Source organism: Acinetobacter sp. 70_2 (assembly GCF_056736115.1).
The window spans coordinates 121,904-138,808 of the sequence record NZ_JBWZIP010000002.1 but is presented as its reverse complement, the minus strand read 5'-3'; the positions used below and the strand labels follow the sequence as shown (position 1 = coordinate 138,808).

At 40.3% G+C, this 16,905-nt stretch carries 15 protein-coding genes and 2 tRNA genes; 5 read left to right on the top strand and 12 right to left on the bottom strand.

All coding sequences use genetic code 11. The features are described from left to right. Positions 1 to 9: 9 nt before the first annotated feature. The gene (locus AC1PJ9_RS01640; protein WP_311087043.1) at positions 10 to 537 is read right to left on the bottom strand and encodes a PadR family transcriptional regulator; all 528 of its coding nucleotides are present in this window, start codon (positions 535 to 537) and stop codon (positions 10 to 12) included. Between the two features lie 273 nt (positions 538 to 810). On the opposite strand from AC1PJ9_RS01640, the gene AC1PJ9_RS01635 reads away from it, so the two are divergent. Next, positions 811 to 1,308: a GNAT family N-acetyltransferase gene (locus AC1PJ9_RS01635; protein ID WP_031982545.1), complete on the top strand. Its 498-nt coding sequence runs from the start codon at positions 811 to 813 to the stop codon at positions 1,306 to 1,308. A 55-nt stretch (positions 1,309 to 1,363) separates the two neighbouring features. Here AC1PJ9_RS01635 and guaA read toward each other — a convergent pair whose 3' ends face one another. Then, entirely contained in the window at positions 1,364 to 2,932 is a 1,569-nt protein-coding gene (guaA, locus tag AC1PJ9_RS01630; RefSeq protein WP_263612691.1) for a glutamine-hydrolyzing GMP synthase, read from the bottom strand. 385 nt (positions 2,933 to 3,317) lie between these two features. Between guaA and AC1PJ9_RS01625 the strand changes: the two genes are divergently transcribed. After that, positions 3,318 to 4,535: a DUF445 domain-containing protein gene (locus AC1PJ9_RS01625; RefSeq protein WP_171057494.1), complete on the top strand. Its 1,218-nt coding sequence runs from the start codon at positions 3,318 to 3,320 to the stop codon at positions 4,533 to 4,535. A 59-nt stretch (positions 4,536 to 4,594) separates the two neighbouring features. Here the strand turns inward: AC1PJ9_RS01625 and AC1PJ9_RS01620 are convergent, their stop codons facing one another. Beyond that, complete coding sequence (locus AC1PJ9_RS01620; protein ID WP_311087042.1) at positions 4,595 to 5,032, bottom strand: DoxX family protein; 438 nt, start codon at positions 5,030 to 5,032, stop codon at positions 4,595 to 4,597. Between the two features lie 194 nt (positions 5,033 to 5,226). On the opposite strand from AC1PJ9_RS01620, the gene AC1PJ9_RS01615 reads away from it, so the two are divergent. After that, on the top strand, positions 5,227 to 5,868 hold the full coding sequence (locus AC1PJ9_RS01615; RefSeq protein WP_311087041.1) for a DedA family protein: 642 nt from the start codon (positions 5,227 to 5,229) through the stop codon (positions 5,866 to 5,868). Positions 5,869 to 5,876: 8 nt separating this feature from the next. Here the strand turns inward: AC1PJ9_RS01615 and AC1PJ9_RS01610 are convergent, their stop codons facing one another. The 5 genes from AC1PJ9_RS01610 to AC1PJ9_RS01590 all read right to left on the bottom strand — a co-directional run bounded on the left by AC1PJ9_RS01610 (position 5,877) and on the right by AC1PJ9_RS01590 (position 8,710). Beyond that, positions 5,877 to 6,467: a LysE family translocator gene (locus AC1PJ9_RS01610; RefSeq protein ID WP_004705961.1), complete on the bottom strand. Its 591-nt coding sequence runs from the start codon at positions 6,465 to 6,467 to the stop codon at positions 5,877 to 5,879. Between the two features lie 215 nt (positions 6,468 to 6,682). Beyond that, on the bottom strand, positions 6,683 to 7,069 hold the full coding sequence (locus AC1PJ9_RS01605; RefSeq protein WP_193329928.1) for a hypothetical protein: 387 nt from the start codon (positions 7,067 to 7,069) through the stop codon (positions 6,683 to 6,685). A 10-nt stretch (positions 7,070 to 7,079) separates the two neighbouring features. Continuing rightward, on the bottom strand, positions 7,080 to 7,922 hold the full coding sequence (locus AC1PJ9_RS01600) for a ParA family protein (protein ID WP_308965596.1): 843 nt from the start codon (positions 7,920 to 7,922) through the stop codon (positions 7,080 to 7,082). A 76-nt stretch (positions 7,923 to 7,998) separates the two neighbouring features. Next, positions 7,999 to 8,391 carry a SirB2 family protein gene (locus AC1PJ9_RS01595; RefSeq protein ID WP_311087040.1) on the bottom strand — a complete coding sequence of 131 codons (393 nt, stop codon included), beginning with the start codon at positions 8,389 to 8,391 and terminating at the stop codon, positions 7,999 to 8,001. Between the two features lie 10 nt (positions 8,392 to 8,401). Further along, a complete protein-coding gene (locus AC1PJ9_RS01590; RefSeq protein ID WP_000051228.1) occupies positions 8,402 to 8,710 on the bottom strand; it encodes a BolA family protein in 309 nt (102 codons plus the stop codon). Between the two features lie 230 nt (positions 8,711 to 8,940). Between AC1PJ9_RS01590 and AC1PJ9_RS01585 the strand changes: the two genes are divergently transcribed. Both AC1PJ9_RS01585 and AC1PJ9_RS01580 read left to right on the top strand, forming a co-directional pair. Next, a tRNA-Gly gene (locus AC1PJ9_RS01585) sits at positions 8,941 to 9,016 on the top strand. A 45-nt stretch (positions 9,017 to 9,061) separates the two neighbouring features. Then, a tRNA-Gly gene (locus AC1PJ9_RS01580) sits at positions 9,062 to 9,137 on the top strand. A 176-nt stretch (positions 9,138 to 9,313) separates the two neighbouring features. Here AC1PJ9_RS01580 and AC1PJ9_RS01575 read toward each other — a convergent pair. Genes AC1PJ9_RS01575 through AC1PJ9_RS01560 form a run of 4 tightly spaced genes read right to left on the bottom strand, consistent with a single transcriptional unit; the run spans position 9,314 to position 16,905 of the window. Beyond that, positions 9,314 to 10,075 carry a 4'-phosphopantetheinyl transferase family protein gene (locus AC1PJ9_RS01575; RefSeq protein ID WP_311086725.1) on the bottom strand — a complete coding sequence of 254 codons (762 nt, stop codon included), beginning with the start codon at positions 10,073 to 10,075 and terminating at the stop codon, positions 9,314 to 9,316. Beyond that, positions 10,068 to 11,933, bottom strand: coding sequence for an alpha/beta fold hydrolase (locus tag AC1PJ9_RS01570; protein ID WP_311086724.1), 1,866 nt, complete (start codon positions 11,931 to 11,933; stop codon positions 10,068 to 10,070). The genes AC1PJ9_RS01575 and AC1PJ9_RS01570 overlap by 8 nt, the downstream gene beginning before the upstream one ends. 53 nt (positions 11,934 to 11,986) lie before the next feature. Continuing rightward, a complete protein-coding gene (locus AC1PJ9_RS01565) occupies positions 11,987 to 13,258 on the bottom strand; it encodes a DUF1302 family protein (protein WP_311086723.1) in 1,272 nt (423 codons plus the stop codon). Beyond that, complete coding sequence (locus AC1PJ9_RS01560; protein WP_311086722.1) at positions 13,255 to 16,905, bottom strand: outer membrane lipoprotein-sorting protein; 3,651 nt, start codon at positions 16,903 to 16,905, stop codon at positions 13,255 to 13,257. Before AC1PJ9_RS01560 ends, AC1PJ9_RS01565 begins: the two co-directional genes overlap by 4 nt.

The following is a 16,905-nucleotide window of genomic DNA, read 5'->3' as shown; positions in this document are numbered from 1 at the left end:
TATCTCAACTTATAGGCGTCCGATTGCAACCGCAGCCTGATCAATTTTTTCAGCAATTTGATAGATCTGGTCTTGCTGCAAATCAGTTGTATTGAGTTTCAAACGTAATGCCGTCTTTAAGTTTTCCATGGCGCGGTGAATTTCAATTAATTGATCATTACTGTGAATTTCACGTCTTAAGCGCAATTTCTCTAACAGCCCACTTAGTTTGTCCTGTTGTTCAGTTAAGTAAGCTTTCCCAAATTCTGTGATTTGATATTGCTTACGCTCTACGTCTAACAAGTTAATGAGGTTCATTTCTTCCAGACTGGTTAAAGTCGGATAGATTGTTCCCGCACTTGGTGTATAGCCATCGCCCACCAAATCACTGATTTCTTTAATAATTTCATAACCATGCTTAGGGCTTTGCTGAATAAGGTGGAGTACCAGAAGTTTCATACGTCCCGCTTCAAAAAGTCTTCCACGGCGTCCTGAACGGTGATGTCCGTGGTGATGTTCATTGTGCTCAGTATGATGATGTTCTGATTGTTGTTTCATCTTTAAAGATTCTCTAATATGTTTAATTTATGCATATTAAGATATATCTTAATATATCTTTTATCAAGTATAAGTAATAGAATACGAACTATTGTATTAATATTTATTAGGATTAATTTTTAGCTTTAAAAGTTAAGCAATAAAAAAGAGTGCTTAAGCATCTTACTAGCTCGTTTTCTGAGAAGAAGTTTAAGCTGACAAAAGAAAATAATATTTAGGATGAATTTCTTATAAAATGTAATATGTTAATTTTTCTTTTTAATCATAAATAATATGCACTTGTGTTATTTAAGCGATTTAACATTAGCAGATGTCTCTAATTTAGTTAGACTTTATACAAATGATACGACTAGAAAGTATTTAGGTGGACCCCTGGAAGTATCTCTAGCTCAAACGCGAGCACATACTGATATTAATACTCCAAGTAAATTACCTATTTGGGCAATTCGATCTTCTACTGATCATAATTTTCTAGGAATTATATCTCTGGATACTCATCATGACGGCTCAGATATCGAAGTATCGTATGAATTGCTGCCAGAATATATGGGATATGGATATGCAACTCAAGCACTTGAATTTGTTTTAAATTATTCATTTAATGAGTTAAATCTTAAGAAAGTAATAGCTGAAACTCAAACACAGAACAAAGCATCAATCAAATTACTAGAACGTGTTGGAATGGTTTTTGAGAAATCAGTAGAACGTTTTGGTTCAAATCAAAGTATTTTTTTTATTACTAGTCACCAGTATATCGATAAACATAAATAATGCTTTTATCAATAGACATAAAAAAGGCAGGATTAAATCCTGCCTTTTCATTTAATTATTCCCACTCAATCGTTGCTGGTGGTTTAGATGACACGTCATATACAACACGTGATACATCTTTAATTTCATTCATAATACGGGTTGAGATTTTATCAACTAGTTCGTATGGTAAATGTGCAAAACGAGCTGTCATAAAGTCAACTGTTTCAACCGCACGAAGTGCAATCACCCATGCATAACGACGACCATCACCTACTACACCAACTGACTTAACAGGTTGGAACACAGCAAATGCTTGAGCTGTTTTGTCATACCACCCGCTGTCGCGAAGCTCTTGCATAAAGATATCATCAGCAAGACGAAGAATATCTGCATACTCTTTTTTCACTTCACCCAAAATACGAACGCCTAAACCAGGGCCCGGGAATGGATGACGGTAGATCATGCTGTGTGGCAAACCAAGTGTAGTACCTAATTTACGTACTTCGTCTTTAAACAAGTCACGTAAAGGCTCTACCAATTCAAATGCTAAATCTTCTGGTAAACCACCTACGTTGTGGTGAGATTTAATAACGTGTGCTTTACCTTGTTTGCTTGCAGCAGATTCGATTACGTCTGGGTAAATCGTACCTTGTGCCAAGAATTTCACGCCATCAAGTTTACGTGCTTCTTCAGCAAATACTTCGATGAATTCACGACCAATGATTTTACGCTTTTTCTCTGGATCAACTTCACCAGCCAATGCAGTTAAGAAACGTTGTTCAGCATCTGCACGGATAACACGGATACCCATGTTTTCAGCAAACATTTGCATCACTTGGTCACCTTCGTTTAAACGAAGTAAACCGTTATCAACAAATACACATGTTAACTGGTCGCCAATTGCTTTGTGTAAAAGCGCAGCAACAACAGATGAGTCAACACCACCTGAAAGACCTAAAAGAACTTTTTCATTACCGATTTGTTCGCGTAATTGTTCTACACGTAAATCGATGATGTGTTCAGGTGTCCAAAGGCCACCACATCCACAAATTTTATGAACGAAGTTTGCAAGTAACTCTTCACCTTTTGCCGTGTGCGTTACTTCTGGGTGGAATTGCACGCCATAGAAACGACGCGTTTCATCACTTACAGCAGCAACTGGACAGCTTGGTGTGCTTGCAGTAATCGTAAAACCTTCTGGAATCTTGCTCACTTTGTCGCCGTGGCTCATCCAAACGTGTAACTGGTTTTCGCGATCTTGTAAGTTGCCAATAAGTTGGTCACGTTTAACGATATCAACTTCAGCATAACCAAACTCATGTACAGTACCCGGCTCAACTTTACCGCCTAACTGTTCAGACATGGTTTGTAAACCATAGCAAATACCCAATACTGGAACGCCTAATTCAAACACCACTTGCGGTGCTCGTGGGCTGCCCTCTTCATGCACACTCTCAGGTCCACCTGATAAAATGATACCGTTTGGCTTAAAAGCACGAATGTCTTCTTCAGACATATCAAAGGCATACATTTCAGAGTAAACACCAGCTTCACGTACACGACGTGCAATGAGCTGACTATATTGAGAGCCGAAATCCAGGATCAGGATACGATCTTCAGTAATTTGAGTATTGGTAGTCATGACAAACCACTAAATGGCAAAAGAATTAAGCGCGCCATTTTAACATTTTTCACGCTTCGGCGCACCGCAAATCATCATATATCTTATTTTTTTCATATCAGAATCATTTCTATATTGGGATTGATCAATATAAATTAAAATTTATTGATATTTATCAACATACTGCATACCCCTTAAAAACTTCATACACATTGATAAATTCATCACATTCTATGCAACATCGTTGTGAATTTGATGTTAAGATGACCCGATAAAACAGGCATTACCATGGAAAGGTAAATACCATTAGCGATATTTGTCTGTCCTTAAACAGTTATCCGTTTTTATGGCTTGTTGCCCCATATCAAAATCAATAGAAATCTAAGGAACAACAATGCTTCAAAGTATGATTGCAGATTTCCAGCAACATTTTTGGTTGTATGTCTCTATTCCTTTCATGAGTGGTTTAATTGGCTATGTCACTAAAGTGATTGCCATTCAAATGATGTTCTCACCACTTGAATTTAAAGGTATTAAACCGTTTTTTGGCTGGCAAGGTATCGTGCCTCGTAAAGCTGAAAAAATGGCAACCATTGCTGTTGAACTCATGACAGCCAAGCTGATTAAGCCCGAAGAAATTTTTGCTCGTCTTGACCCAAAGCGTATTGCCAAAGAAATTGAAAAACCATTAATGGCAGCAGCAGAAGATATTACGCGTGAAGTCGCGCAAGAGTATCAACCCGGTTTATGGGAAGGTATGCCTGAGTTTGCCCGTCAAAGATTGATCCGTAGAGTGCAATCAAAAGCACCGGAAATAGTCGAGCACATCATGAGTGAAGTGCAACGTGACGTAAATCGATATTTTGATATTAAGCATTTAGTGATTAGCAACTTGCTTAAAGACAAACGTCTACTCAACAATATTTTTAAACGTGTAGGCAAACAAGAATTCAAATTTTTCAGTAATGTTGGCTTTGTATTCGGTTTTGGTATTGGTGTAATCCAAATGTTGTGCTGGATTATCACGCAAGGCAAATACCCTTGGATGCTGCCGATGTTTGGCGGATTTGTAGGATTCTTTAGTGACTGGATTGCGCTACAAATGATGTTTAGACCACTCTATCCGAAAAAGATATTGGGCTACACATGGCAAGGTCTATTTATTAAACGTCAAAATGAAGTAGCAGCTGACTATGCAGCCTTAATTTCCAAACAGCTTTTAACTTCACGTCATATGATGGAAGAGTTGTTTTCTGGTACTCACTCTGCACGTGTAATTGAGTTGGTTAACCGCCATGTTAAACAGGAAATTGATATGCAAGCAGGTGTGATTCGCCCACTTGTTGTTTATGCAATTGGTGGAGAAAAATACCAGAATATGAAAACACAGGTTGCAGAACGTATTATGCAACAGCTACCAGAGACCATGAAATATGTCGAGTCTTATGCAGAAGATGCGATGAATATTCGCAGTACTTTAATTGAACGTATGCAAAAATTAACACCATCCGAATTTGAAGGCATGTTACGTCCTGCGTTCAAAGAAGATGAGTGGGCACTCATTGCAGTAGGTGCAGTACTTGGTTTTGTTGTTGGGGAATTACAAATCCAGTTTATGCTCTAATTTTTAAATATAAAAAAACCGGATGAATTGATCATCCGGTTTTTATTTTGCTTTAGATATTATTTTTCAATTGCATGGTCGAGGCTAATACGTCCAGCACCGTGAAGCATCAAGAAGAATAAACCACCTGCCATTGCAAGATTTTTCATAAAGTGGATGCCATTGTTATATTGTGCTGCTGCATCAGCCCCACCTTGGTGAAATAAGAACGCAGTTAAGATGCTAAAGATCCCAAGACCAAAAGCTGCAAAACGCGCTTGGAAACCAAATAACAATGCTAAACCACCACCGAACTCAACCAAAATGACTAATGGTAGAATTCCACCTGGAACACCCATCGCTTCCATATACCCTACAGTTGCTGCATAACCAGTAATTTTCCCCCAGCCAGCAACAAGGAAGATATACGCAATAAGTACACGAGCAACAAGGCTAATAAAACTGTCCGCGCCTGGTTGCGTTACGATATTTTTGACCACCACATTTGGATTAAACATACAGCCACCTTTATTTAAATGCTTATTTGTTGATGAACTTATTCTAGGTTTGGGACATTGATAATTAAATATACAAAATCCATATATATCGTTGCACAAATAGAATGATCAATTTGTATATTTTTGATGTTTTATACTGACTTTCTATAGGCTCACTGCTACGATTTGAGCACGGTTTACCACTTAGTTATCTCATGGAACTTCTTGATTTTATTCTACACGTTGACCAGCATCTGGCCGAATTTATTACAAATTACGGGACCTGGATTTATGGCATTTTATTTTTAATTATTTTTGTCGAAACTGGTCTAGTGGTTATGCCGTTCTTGCCGGGCGATAGTTTATTATTTGCAGCAGGTGCTTTAGCCGCGTCTACAGGTAAGATGGATCCATGGTTGTTGGGTACTCTACTCTTCCTTGCAGCTGTTCTAGGCGACACAGTGAACTATCATATTGGACGTTTTATCGGTCCACGTGTGTTTGAAATGAATTCCCGTCTCATTAACAAACAGCATTTAACGAAAACTCAAGAATTCTTTGCCCGCCATGGTGGCAAAACAATTATTTTTGCTCGATTCATTCCATTTGCCCGTACCTTCGCCCCTTTTGTTGCTGGCGCCGGTAGTATGAATTATAAGTTTTTCCTAACTTATAACTTGATTGGGGCACTCTGTTGGGTAGCTTCTTTTGTAACCCTAGGTTATCTATTTGGAAATATGCCAATCGTTAAAGATAACTTTACCCACCTTATTTTCGGCATCATTATTATTAGTGTTCTACCGGGTATTATCGGCTTTATACGTGAGAAGTTAAAAAACCGTAAAGCCAACGTTTAAAGCTTCATTCAGAAGAAACGGAATACCACTGGAAGCATACATAAAATGAGTAACATAGCCGATCCTTTATATAAATGATCGGCTTTTATTTTTTGCATTGAACCTGTCAATAAAGCACGTCCAAAAACCATCCAGAAACTCGCTGCAGGAATAAGCGTCAAAGTAAAAGCCGCAAAGACCATAAGAAAATTTTCAGGCGAATTCCATGTTTCGGCAGGAAAAATACCAGCTGCAAACAGTAAGGACTTAGGATTTTTTAAAGTAGAGAAGAATAACTGACGTGGGCGAATATTACGGTGGTTCTGACTAAACTGCTGTAAATGCGTAGTTTTCCATAAACGAAATGCCATCCAGAACACATACAACACACTGGTAATATGCAAAATGAGCAGTAGCGCAGGCCAAACTGGAGCTGCTAAATGAATAAAGACAGCCCAAAAGCTAATCCCATAGGCATAACCCAACCATTGCATTGGAATAAGCCAGAATGTTTTAGATAAACCTTGTGAGTGAGCAGCGGTTGCAAGTAGTGCATTTGTCGGACCCGGGATAAGCAACACAGCCAACATTGCTAATACAAAAAACCAGCTTTCAATCATAAAGTTTCCACATTGGTAAAGATGCGGCCACCTTAAACGAAATAGGCAAAATATAGCAAGTTTAGAGAGTATTTTTGACTATAAAAAACACAGCTAATTTAGAGTTTTATTTTCAACAAGCGATTGATTTATATTTATTTTATTATGAAACATTTTGCTAAACTTTAATCATCACAATATGCTTTGACTAGCATATTGTGATGCAAAATTGATTATTAATTCGCCTTTTTACGAACAATAATTGGACAATTTTTAAACTGAGCAGCCTGAACAATGGCTTCTTGTTGACCCATTACACGTGAAAGTTCGGTGTTCTTGGTTGAAGAAGATTGCCCCATGTTGACAGAGATGGATGGACCAAAACCCCAACCGCCGCGTCCCCAGCCACCACCAAGTCCAACGCCAACACCCATACCTGTACTTTTTGGAGTCTGTACACCATTGTCGATATATTGTTGAATGCGGTTATATTCACTTTGCAGTTGTTGACAACTCAAAGATTGATACTGTGTCGGAGACACATAAGTCGGTTTTACCGTCGTGGCACAAGCGCCCAATAGTAAAGTGGCTGCTGCCAAAGGCACAATATATAAGCCTTTCATCATTTTTCTCTTATCTTTTTGGTTCAATTTCGCTGAACAATGCCTCATAAGACTGAGTCAATTTATGTTCTGGCGCCAAGTGAGCCAAAGGTAAATTTTTCTGATGTGATTCTTTCATTAAAATCGAAGGCGGTAACATGCTATTAAGCACAGGTAAGCCTTCATCTTTTAACTGCTGAACCACTTCCCGCGGTAATTTTGCTTGGGATTGGAACTGATTCACCACAATTCCTTCAATTTCCAAGCGATCATTATGATCATCTTGCGTTTCGAGAACATTTTCAATCAATGTTTGTAACGCACGCTTTGAAAACACATCACAGTCGAAAGGAATCAGGACCTTATCTGCTGCAATTAAGGCAGACAACGTGAAAAAGTTAAAGGCCGGCGGTGTATCGATATAAATACGGTCATAGCGTCCAATTAAGCTTTGAATAGAATCACGCAACTTATAAATTTTATGCTTGCTTTCAAGCGCGTGCTCAAGTGCGCCAAGCGTAGGACTTGCTGGAAGTACATCTAATTTTGCAAAAGATGTAGAGTGCACAAAACTGTCGAGATCTTTGTTACGAGGCGCTTTTAAAATTGAGCCTAGTGCATTACCAATTAAGCCTTTTTGTTGATTATTCCCCAGCACATCTTCAAAGAAGTTTTCAATATTTGGTTCTAAAACGGCTTTATCAGCAGCGTATGTTGCTTCTTCGCCTAAAAGGTATTGGCTAGAGTTGGCTTGAGGATCAAGATCGATAACCAAGGTCCTGAAGCCATGTTTGGCACTAATCGCAGCCAAATTTACAGTAATACTTGATTTCCCTACACCGCCTTTTTGGTTAAACACCACACGAGTTAGCATGCTTCCCTCTACATATTTTTTTATTGTATGCAGTTTAACCTAGAGCTTAAGCAAAAAGGCAAAGAATGTAGAACAATTAAGCAAAAACTGGTTTCACGATCACCAAAATAATAATGGCAATAAATGCGACTGCACTAATAGCTAAACCTGCACGGCGCTGCGCCAATAAAATAGTGTCATCCTTTTTAAAGGCTTTCATTAGTGATGATAACAGCACTAAAAATAAAATAATTTTCGCGTAAAACCATGGCTGGACCTGAAAGTTCTTCATTACCAGTAAAATTGCACCCGTAATAAAAACCACAGTAAATGACAAATGCTGCAAAGCAACTAATACTTTACGCCCTGCTGGGTTAGGTTGTTGATCTTGTACACCAATGAACAGTGTAGAAGCGCGTAAAACAAATACCATAAGTGCGGCAGCCACCGCAGTCATATGAATAATTTTAGTGATTAAATGTGCGTCCATAAATCAGCCCTTAGCTTTTAGGTGCATGTGCACATTCTGGGCTCGCTGGCGCTTGTCCTTGCCACTCACTTGGCAAATAGGCATGGATTGCTAAAGCATGGATTTGTCCCGGATTCATTAAATCAGAAGCCAAGGCATAAACTTTTTGATGACGTTGAACCAAACGCAACCCGTTAAACTCTTCACTTACCACAATCACTTTAAAATGTGATTCTTTACCAGGGAAATAACCACCGTGGCCGGCAGACTCATTAATAACTTCCAAATGGCTAGGTGCAAGGGTTTGTAACCGTTCAATCAACTGTTGTTCAAGGCTCATAGCTTTTCCTTTTACGATTATTCGTATATTTGGACCTAGTATACCCTGTCTGCGCACAAACAAAAGTTGCTCTTGTATGCGTTGATTTCAAACAAAATGTCTATTTATTCGGCAACTTATCGATAAAAATAGCTTTAAATGCTCATTTCTGTTTTTATTTTATGCAATCAGCATAATTATTTGCATAAAGTTGTTGACCCTTGTTTTGCTTAATGTATTATAAGCGGCACGCGGGAATAGCTCAGTTGGTAGAGCATAACCTTGCCAAGGTTGGGGTCGCGAGTTCGAGTCTCGTTTCCCGCTCCAAATTGGTTTTTTTTGAGAAAGTTTTAGTAAAAACTGCTCATATATGCGGGAATAGCTCAGTTGGTAGAGCATAACCTTGCCAAGGTTGGGGTCGCGAGTTCGAGTCTCGTTTCCCGCTCCAAATTTAAAAGGCCCTAGTCGAAAGACTGGGGCTTTTTTCTTTTATCGATTCATAATTTTTATACTCTATCGATTTACCACACAACTTATTGAGAAAAACTCGGTTCAAGTCCAACTAAAGACTTTCTACTTCCTACTAAATTCATATTTTTAAATCGTCAGTTATAACGAACTCATCTAATTATATTTGCAAAGTACTGGAGTAATTTGATGCATAGATATACGTGGCAATAATTGAAAACACTCCAAGTTAAAGCGCCCTATATTGTGACTCTGTTGCAAACATATAGAAAATATAAAATTACAATCATAAATATAGCTTTGAAAATGATATTGCTCTGTTTCTTGAGTATCCTTAGTTGCATCAAGAAACCGTATATGTTCAGACAAGATATGAAAGTTAAGCTTCTTTAAATGGCTGCTCATTCCATGCCCAGTACATTTAATATAGGATTCCTTTAAGGTCCATATTTGAAAAAACCGTTGATATACGCTAAATGGGTCAATCGGTTCATTTTCCTGAATCCACTCAATTTCGCTTAGGTCTAATACACTGTCGACACGCCTCCATTCGAACTCTCGATTCACTCGTTCAACATCAACACCTATTTCTCCTTCTTCAGTCACAGCAAGGACAATAACGTCCGCTGAGTGACTAAGATTAAAATAAATAGCCTTACTGCCTTGTACAAAAGGTTTGCCATTCGGTTGTAATTGAATATTAACTTCATGGGGTGAGATACCCAGCTTATCTGCTAAAACAGACTTCGTTAACACACGAGAAATTAAGAAAAGACGTGCTGCTTGAGGAAGATATTGATCATATCTCAACTTTTCTGCTGCATTGAGAAAGCTGAGATAATGACTCAATATCACGTGATCTTGTGGTACCCGTGAAACTGGGCAAACAAAAACCTGTACTTGGGCTATATCAGACATCACTAAGCTGTGCTGTAGTGCTGATGTACTTCGTCAGAACTGGTTTGAGGTAATCATAAACCGCTTCTACATGGGTAACGTGCGGATTATGGCCTGCACCAGCGATGATATGTACAGGAATCTCAGGACTGATTGTGGTAACAATTGGATCGTTTTCCCCAACAATAATCTCGATTTTAGAGCGAAGTTCAGTGAGTAAAGCTGTCTGTGTAGCGCGCTGCTGCGGCAAATTAATGTGGTGCATGTACTCACTAATATGCTTAGACACTGATAAGCGGCGTAGTGAGTCCATCGCATATCTTACTGACAGATTTTGTTGTCCATCTGGATGCAGATCTTTAGCAATCACATCTTTTGGCACAAAACGGAAAATGAGTTTCGATATGGCTTGTATCTGAAACATTTTAGCAGCCTGTGCCTGAACAAAATAAGGCGATATGAGAATAAGACGTGCAACTTTTTCTGGATATTTCTTTGCAAGGTTTAATGCAAAGAGGCACCCTAACGAGTGGGCAATCACAACACTATTTGGCGCTAACAGCTCTGCAGCAGTGTCAATAAAATGATGATTGTTATCCTCCATCACCTCATAACTACCCGAATGCCCAAGTCCGGGTAAGTCCATCATAGCGACCTGATCATATATGATTTTATTGATGATTGGAGACCAGCATGCACTATCGAATGGAATGCCATGTAAAAATAATGCAGATGATGTGTCAGAACTAATCGGCTGTTTAGTATAGATTTCTGTCCAATATCGATTCTGATAGCTGAAATGACTAGGTGTTGGTACTTGCATACGACCAAAGCGTGTAAGCACCAAACGATCAATCCAACGAGAAAAATAAGGAGTGATATTGATCAGGTCTGCGATGCCCATCTTCGCCGCCATCGCCTCTGCCTCAGCAACATGATAGTGCTCGGTAGAAATGAAAGAGAGTTGTTCTTTAGAGCCATCAAGTAATACCTCAGGTAATTTCTCTAATAGACCTTTGGGTACTTGTAAATGTGGAGTGCTCACTCCTAGGTGCTCAGCAGCGAGGTGAACTAAGCGATGAAATTTCGGCGTCGCAGGATCAAGCAGCATATACTCCTGAGCAATGGTCTCAGGATAAGACATCGTTCGGATCAAAAAGCTCACGATATACTGCATATTACATAGTGGTAGGAATGTGTCACGGCCACCTGGCAATGCCAGTAGACGTCCCTGATAGAGCTTATCAATCATGTCAGCAATACCGATATACTGCATATCGCCATAGTTATAAAAACCATCAATGACTGTTGCTGGATTTATTGCAGTCCATGGCACATTTAAACGCTTACAGGCCTCAATAAAAGCTTGATAACCCAAAATTTTTGAAGCTTCATAGCCACCATGTTTGCAATACAACTCATCAGCCGATTCTTGCGGCGGTGCAGCCACACGATACCCGCCAATCCAGATAAATCGCTCAAGCTGCTTCAATGTTGCAGCCCATTCAATTAAGGCAAGTCCTGACTTAATATTCGTACGCTCAGCTTCAGCTTTGCTAATGCCCCAATTAAATGATGCTGCGAGATGATAAATTACATGGATCTTTGTCTGAGCATCTGCTAGTAAAGAGTCCAGCTTAAAATCACGGCTTAAATCATATTCAACAAACGAAATAGACGGATCGGCTAGTCCTTCTGTTGCGATAAAACCTAACAGCTTATCTTTCTTGGTTGCGGCATTACGCAGCGCAGCAATTACCTGATGACCTTCCCGTAGAAGATCAACAATCAGCCTGCTGCCAATAAAACCTGCTGCACCTGTTACTAATATGGTCTTCCGTGAAAAATTATCTTTTTTTGCGTTATTTAAATTATCCATAAATCACCTTATTAGGGACTGGGCACTCCAGCATTGTTTTGGAGCGAATTATCTTAAAAGTTATATCGAATCTGGGCATATACCAGACTGTTATCTCTAAATTGTCCTAACACTGTATCATTTCTGCCCCAGAAGCGATCTCCGCCTGCATTCAACTGCCAGTGATCATTGAGGTTGTAGTTAATACGTACTCTCAACAATTCATTAGGCTCTGGTGCAAAATAGAATCCTGTAAATTCTAACTTTAGGTTGTCATTCATTAGGTTAAGTGCATAACGCAGCATAGCCCCATACTGATTCTGTTGATACTGGTCACTGATCGTTTGCTGATAACGGTAAACTTCTCTCAATAATGGATCTGTTAAGCTATCGGCAGACCTTACATCCTCCGTATGTTTGTACACACCCATTAAACTCAGCGTGGAATTTTTTAATGACAATTCTGGTCCCATGACCACAGTTAAATTATTTTTCTTATGGGTAATATCTTCACTGCCATCCGAGTCAGTTTTTGTATAGGCAGCTTCACCTCTCCATACGATATCGTTATGGTTATAACTGAAATCTAATCCATACACAGACATAGGATTATTTTTCAGTTGTAATGTTGCTCCTGTTGGAGATAACGATTGTAGTGATAGATCCGGCATATGATCTAAACCTGAAAAATACGATGCCCCGACATCTAGACCATCTACAGAATAATCCCATCGTATTGCAAACATAGGACGGCTCTTACGGTCTATGTCGTACTGAACACCAGCAATCTGACGCAATGGAATTACATCTGAACGACTACGCGGATACCACAATGCGGTCCATTTATTAGTTCCAGATTCAGGAATATACGTCAATTTGAGTGCATCATTTCCAAGACGTTGATCTGTCTCATCTGGTACTAGACGCGTATAGTCACGAGGCGAGAGATTATCCGTTGGGTTAATCCCATCAGCCCTTCCCCAGATGACAATCTGACGACCAACATCAACATAAACTGTCTGATCCCAGTTATAAGAGGCATATAACTCACGTAAGTTACGGTTTACCTTACTCACTTGATCTGGGTTCACAGTATGGTCCGTTTCGTCTCCAACCACGATGTCGTAATGCAGCTTAAATGCAGGGTTAAACTTGAGCGTACCATTGGACCAGAAACTTGCCTGTCCAATGTTTTTTGACGAACTTAAATCACGATCTGATGACCACACATCGAGTCTGGCTGAGTTCTGGCTCACAAAACTAATTTCGCTGTCATCTGCATAAGCATGCTGCAGTAGCATAAAGCTACTGCAGCATGCAAATACCCAATAGGCACCTTGCGTCATTTTTCAAGACTCTGTGGTGAGAAAAGCTTATCGGATAAGGTTTTTTCTGCCGCAAAATCATTGACGATCACTTGTGTCATATGTTGAGTTTGCAGATTTTTCGCCATAGATTTCATGGCTTGCCATCTTGGTTTGACTTTGCCGTAAGGACGGATATCGGTGAATTCAATGTGTTTTAATGGCTTACCTGCTGTATCCCAAATGTCGATAGTTGCCGTAACAAAGTTATCTTTGAGGATGCACATACGACGTTTGCTATAACCAAAGTCACTCTTCACCGTATTATTAATTGGTGTTGCTTCAATCATGTAGCAATCTTTGCCATTAAATTTGCCATCTGCAAGTTTCGTGTACTTCCAGTCACTAAGCTTATAGCCAAGGACATCACCATAACTAAAGTCCGTACCAATAAAGGCATCGCCCTTATTCGCTGATGCAAGACGGCGTACTTTTTTCAATGCAGGCAAATAGACAAACATGCTATCGCTGCCTTTTGCATTTTCAATTAACAGCGTCGTGGTTCCTTGGACATCTGCTGGCGAGATGAACTCAGTCAAACGCATGTTGTTCTGAGTATTTCCAGCAAGCTTGGTCATGTTTTTAGTTAAACGTACACGTTGCTCGCCATTTTTAGAGGTCAAAATAAATTTGGCGCTAGCTGTTGAAGACAAGAACTTAGAGGCATCATCACTACGATTAACAATGTCTTGAACTTCATCTGCATGAGATGTTTTAGGCATCGACATTGTAAGCGCCGTACCTAACAACAGGCTTGTCACAACAGTTTGTGCAACAGGAACGCTCTTCTTATTTGAAGAAAAGATAAAACGAGGTTTCAACATCAGAATCATTGTAGGTACCATAATTAAGGTTGCAAATACACTGAAAAGCATCGCAATCACAATAAACATTGCGAGCCATTGATGGACGTGGAAGCCTTGTGATAAGGACAATACGCCATACCCACCAGCAACTGCAGTCGCGACAAAAAGAGATGCCTTACCAGCAGTACTTAAAGTTTTACGAATAGCGTCTTTGATATCGCCGCCTTCTTCACGCAAGATTTCACGCAAGCGGTAGAGGAAGTAGATGGCATAATCCGCACCAATACCTACAGCCATGGCCGAGATGAGAGAGTTCGGAATATTGAGCGGAATGTCGAGCCAGCCCATCACCCCAAAGATGGCAAGAATTGAGAACAGAAGTGGAGTCAGGACAATGAGTCCCGCTGAAATCGAGCGGAAAACCAATGCTGAAATAAAGAATACGGCAAATGAAATTTGTAGAATATTCATAAGCTTGCCGTGAACCATCGTTTCAGTCAAAGCAATGGTTTGCGTCACATCACCACCAAAACTTACTACCGCTTTATCGCCCAATTGACCCGCCATATACGTTTTTAGCGACTCTAGGATTTCTTTAATGCGATGATTACTGCCAGTTTTCAGAAGAATCGTGATCTTGGCATAGCGCTGAGTGGTATCAATGTATGAATCAAAATCAGTCGGCTCACCAGACATTGAATACAACAGCAGATACTGAGCAACAACGTCTTTGGTTGCAGGAACCTGAAATGCCTGTGGTTGATCAGCATTCATTGCCTGATTCATTCGTTTGATATAGTCCACGATAGAGATGGTTTTACCGACCTCTGGAATTGAGTTCGCGAACTTTTCAGTATTATCAATCGCTTTTAAGATTTCAGGGTTTTCAATACCATCACGAACTTTGGTATCAACCATAATGTAAAGGCTGTTTGTGCCACCAAGAGACTGATTTAAGAATCTGTCGTCTTGTTGCATTGGTAAGTCGCGAGAGAAGAAATTACGGCTATCGTTGTCTACCACAATACGGCTCGTGCCGATAGCAAGTAAGACGCCCATTGCCGCAATCGCAGTCATTAACATCATTCGTGGACGAACTGACAAAATGACATCACCAATACGGTTTGGAATCCAATCCCAAATTGGCAAGCCTTTGCGTTTAACCTTCACAACCGAAGGTGGTGGCAACATTGAGCGGAGTGCCGGAATAAAAGTCATCTCAATCACCAGCGTACTGATGATCCCGATCCCTGTAAAAATACCGAATGAACGAATAGTTGGAATGTTGAAAGTCAACAGAGAGAAGAATCCAGCTGCTGCAATACCACCAGCCAGCACCATAACTGGACCAACACGAACCAAAGACTGCACTACAGCTTCGCTATTTGCAGCTTTAGGCTCCATTCCTTGAGCAATCAGACGATCAAAATCTTCATAGTAGCGCTTGAGCAACTGCACAGCGTGCCCTGCTGCAATGGCCAGAATCAGAATTGGTGTAGGCGAGTTAAAGATATCCATTGGCTGTTTGAACAAGCCCATCATGCCCATACCCCATGCCACAGCCAACAAAGCTGTAACGAGTGGCAGAATCAAACCTTGCTTGCTGCGGAATGCTTCAAAGTGCAATAAACCAATCACCAGTACGGCAATCGGGAACAAGATATTGATACGCTTAGAGTAGTCTTCAGCTTTATCCAGATACACAGGATTACCACCGACACTGATGGTCATATCTTTAGATTGTTCACTCTCTACGATTTTGTTGATTGGGCCCATCATTTTCTGGAAGCCCTCTGGACTTTCCTCAAGCTCAAGCAAAATCGCAGCAGTTCGTTGATCTTTAGATACCACTGAATTCATATAGGTTGGATTCAGTGCCAGTAGTTTTTTCAGGTGATCAATATCCTCCTGAGTGACTGAACTACTCGGCAATAGTTTCTTGGCATCGAACCCTTCTGCATTCGCCTCGATACCTTTCGCCTGACGTGCAGCCAGACTCATCATAGTGGAACGGACTACGCCCGGTGCATTATCAACTTCTTCGGTAATGCGTTTGACTTTCTCCAACACCTGCGGCTGATAAATATCACCCTGCTTCGGTGTAATACCGATCACAACCATATATTTGGAGCCGAATTTCTTTTCAATCAGCTTGGTCGAGGTGATATAAGGATGCCCTTTAGGCGCAAGTGCATCTGGGTCAATAATAATTTTTACACCAGATGCCAGATACGCTAGAGCAAGTGTTAAGAGCATCACCACAGTCAAGACAATACGACGATGGCTAAGAATCCAACGCGCGTATTTCTCCATCATTTGTTGAGTCTTACGAGGTGGTTTATTGGTCTCGATAGTTGGTTTATTTTCATTGCCAACCGACTCATAGGCTTCACCCTTCTGAGCCAATGCTTGAAGATTATCAACATCTTTCTTGAACTGAGCGAGCACCATCTTTTTTAGCAGCGCTGGCGGCAATACACCAAAAAAGCTACCTGGTTCTGCCTCAAACACCCATTCAATCCACGTACCTTCCGGATGTGGCTTGAAACGGTAAGTACCGGTGTAGTGAAAGGGTCCTTCCACTACTTTAAACGCATACAATTCGTTCGGTACTAGATGTGTAATTTCACCTTTAAAGGACATTTCACGCCCAATAAAGCTAAAACCAATTTCGTACTTACTACCCACACGCGGAGTACTGTCTAGCAGCTCAGAATGCTTACACGACAATTGCCAACCTGCATCATTGGCCGGGTTTGCAAGGTAGTTGAAAACCTTGTCAATATCGGCCGGTATGAGGAAAGCATGTTCTATGGTCACCAT

What these genes read in the sequence shown, in the direction of transcription:
- AC1PJ9_RS01640 (WP_311087043.1), bottom strand. Translation starts at nt 537, where the DNA reads ATGAAACAACAATCAGAACATCATCATACTGAGCACAATGAACATCAC.
- AC1PJ9_RS01635 (WP_031982545.1), top strand. Translation starts at nt 811, where the DNA reads ATGCACTTGTGTTATTTAAGCGATTTAACATTAGCAGATGTCTCTAAT.
- guaA (WP_263612691.1), bottom strand. Translation starts at nt 2,932, where the DNA reads ATGACTACCAATACTCAAATTACTGAAGATCGTATCCTGATCCTGGAT.
- AC1PJ9_RS01625 (WP_171057494.1), top strand. Translation starts at nt 3,318, where the DNA reads ATGATTGCAGATTTCCAGCAACATTTTTGGTTGTATGTCTCTATTCCT.
- AC1PJ9_RS01620 (WP_311087042.1), bottom strand. Translation starts at nt 5,032, where the DNA reads ATGTTTAATCCAAATGTGGTGGTCAAAAATATCGTAACGCAACCAGGC.
- AC1PJ9_RS01615 (WP_311087041.1), top strand. Translation starts at nt 5,227, where the DNA reads ATGGAACTTCTTGATTTTATTCTACACGTTGACCAGCATCTGGCCGAA.
- AC1PJ9_RS01610 (WP_004705961.1), bottom strand. Translation starts at nt 6,467, where the DNA reads ATGATTGAAAGCTGGTTTTTTGTATTAGCAATGTTGGCTGTGTTGCTT.
- AC1PJ9_RS01605 (WP_193329928.1), bottom strand. Translation starts at nt 7,069, where the DNA reads ATGAAAGGCTTATATATTGTGCCTTTGGCAGCAGCCACTTTACTATTG.
- AC1PJ9_RS01600 (WP_308965596.1), bottom strand. Translation starts at nt 7,922, where the DNA reads ATGCTAACTCGTGTGGTGTTTAACCAAAAAGGCGGTGTAGGGAAATCA.
- AC1PJ9_RS01595 (WP_311087040.1), bottom strand. Translation starts at nt 8,391, where the DNA reads ATGGACGCACATTTAATCACTAAAATTATTCATATGACTGCGGTGGCT.
- AC1PJ9_RS01590 (WP_000051228.1), bottom strand. Translation starts at nt 8,710, where the DNA reads ATGAGCCTTGAACAACAGTTGATTGAACGGTTACAAACCCTTGCACCT.
- AC1PJ9_RS01575 (WP_311086725.1), bottom strand. Translation starts at nt 10,075, where the DNA reads ATGTCTGATATAGCCCAAGTACAGGTTTTTGTTTGCCCAGTTTCACGG.
- AC1PJ9_RS01570 (WP_311086724.1), bottom strand. Translation starts at nt 11,933, where the DNA reads ATGGATAATTTAAATAACGCAAAAAAAGATAATTTTTCACGGAAGACC.
- AC1PJ9_RS01565 (WP_311086723.1), bottom strand. Translation starts at nt 13,258, where the DNA reads ATGACGCAAGGTGCCTATTGGGTATTTGCATGCTGCAGTAGCTTTATG.
- AC1PJ9_RS01560 (WP_311086722.1), bottom strand. Translation starts at nt 16,905, where the DNA reads ATGGTGACCATAGAACATGCTTTCCTCATACCGGCCGATATTGACAAG.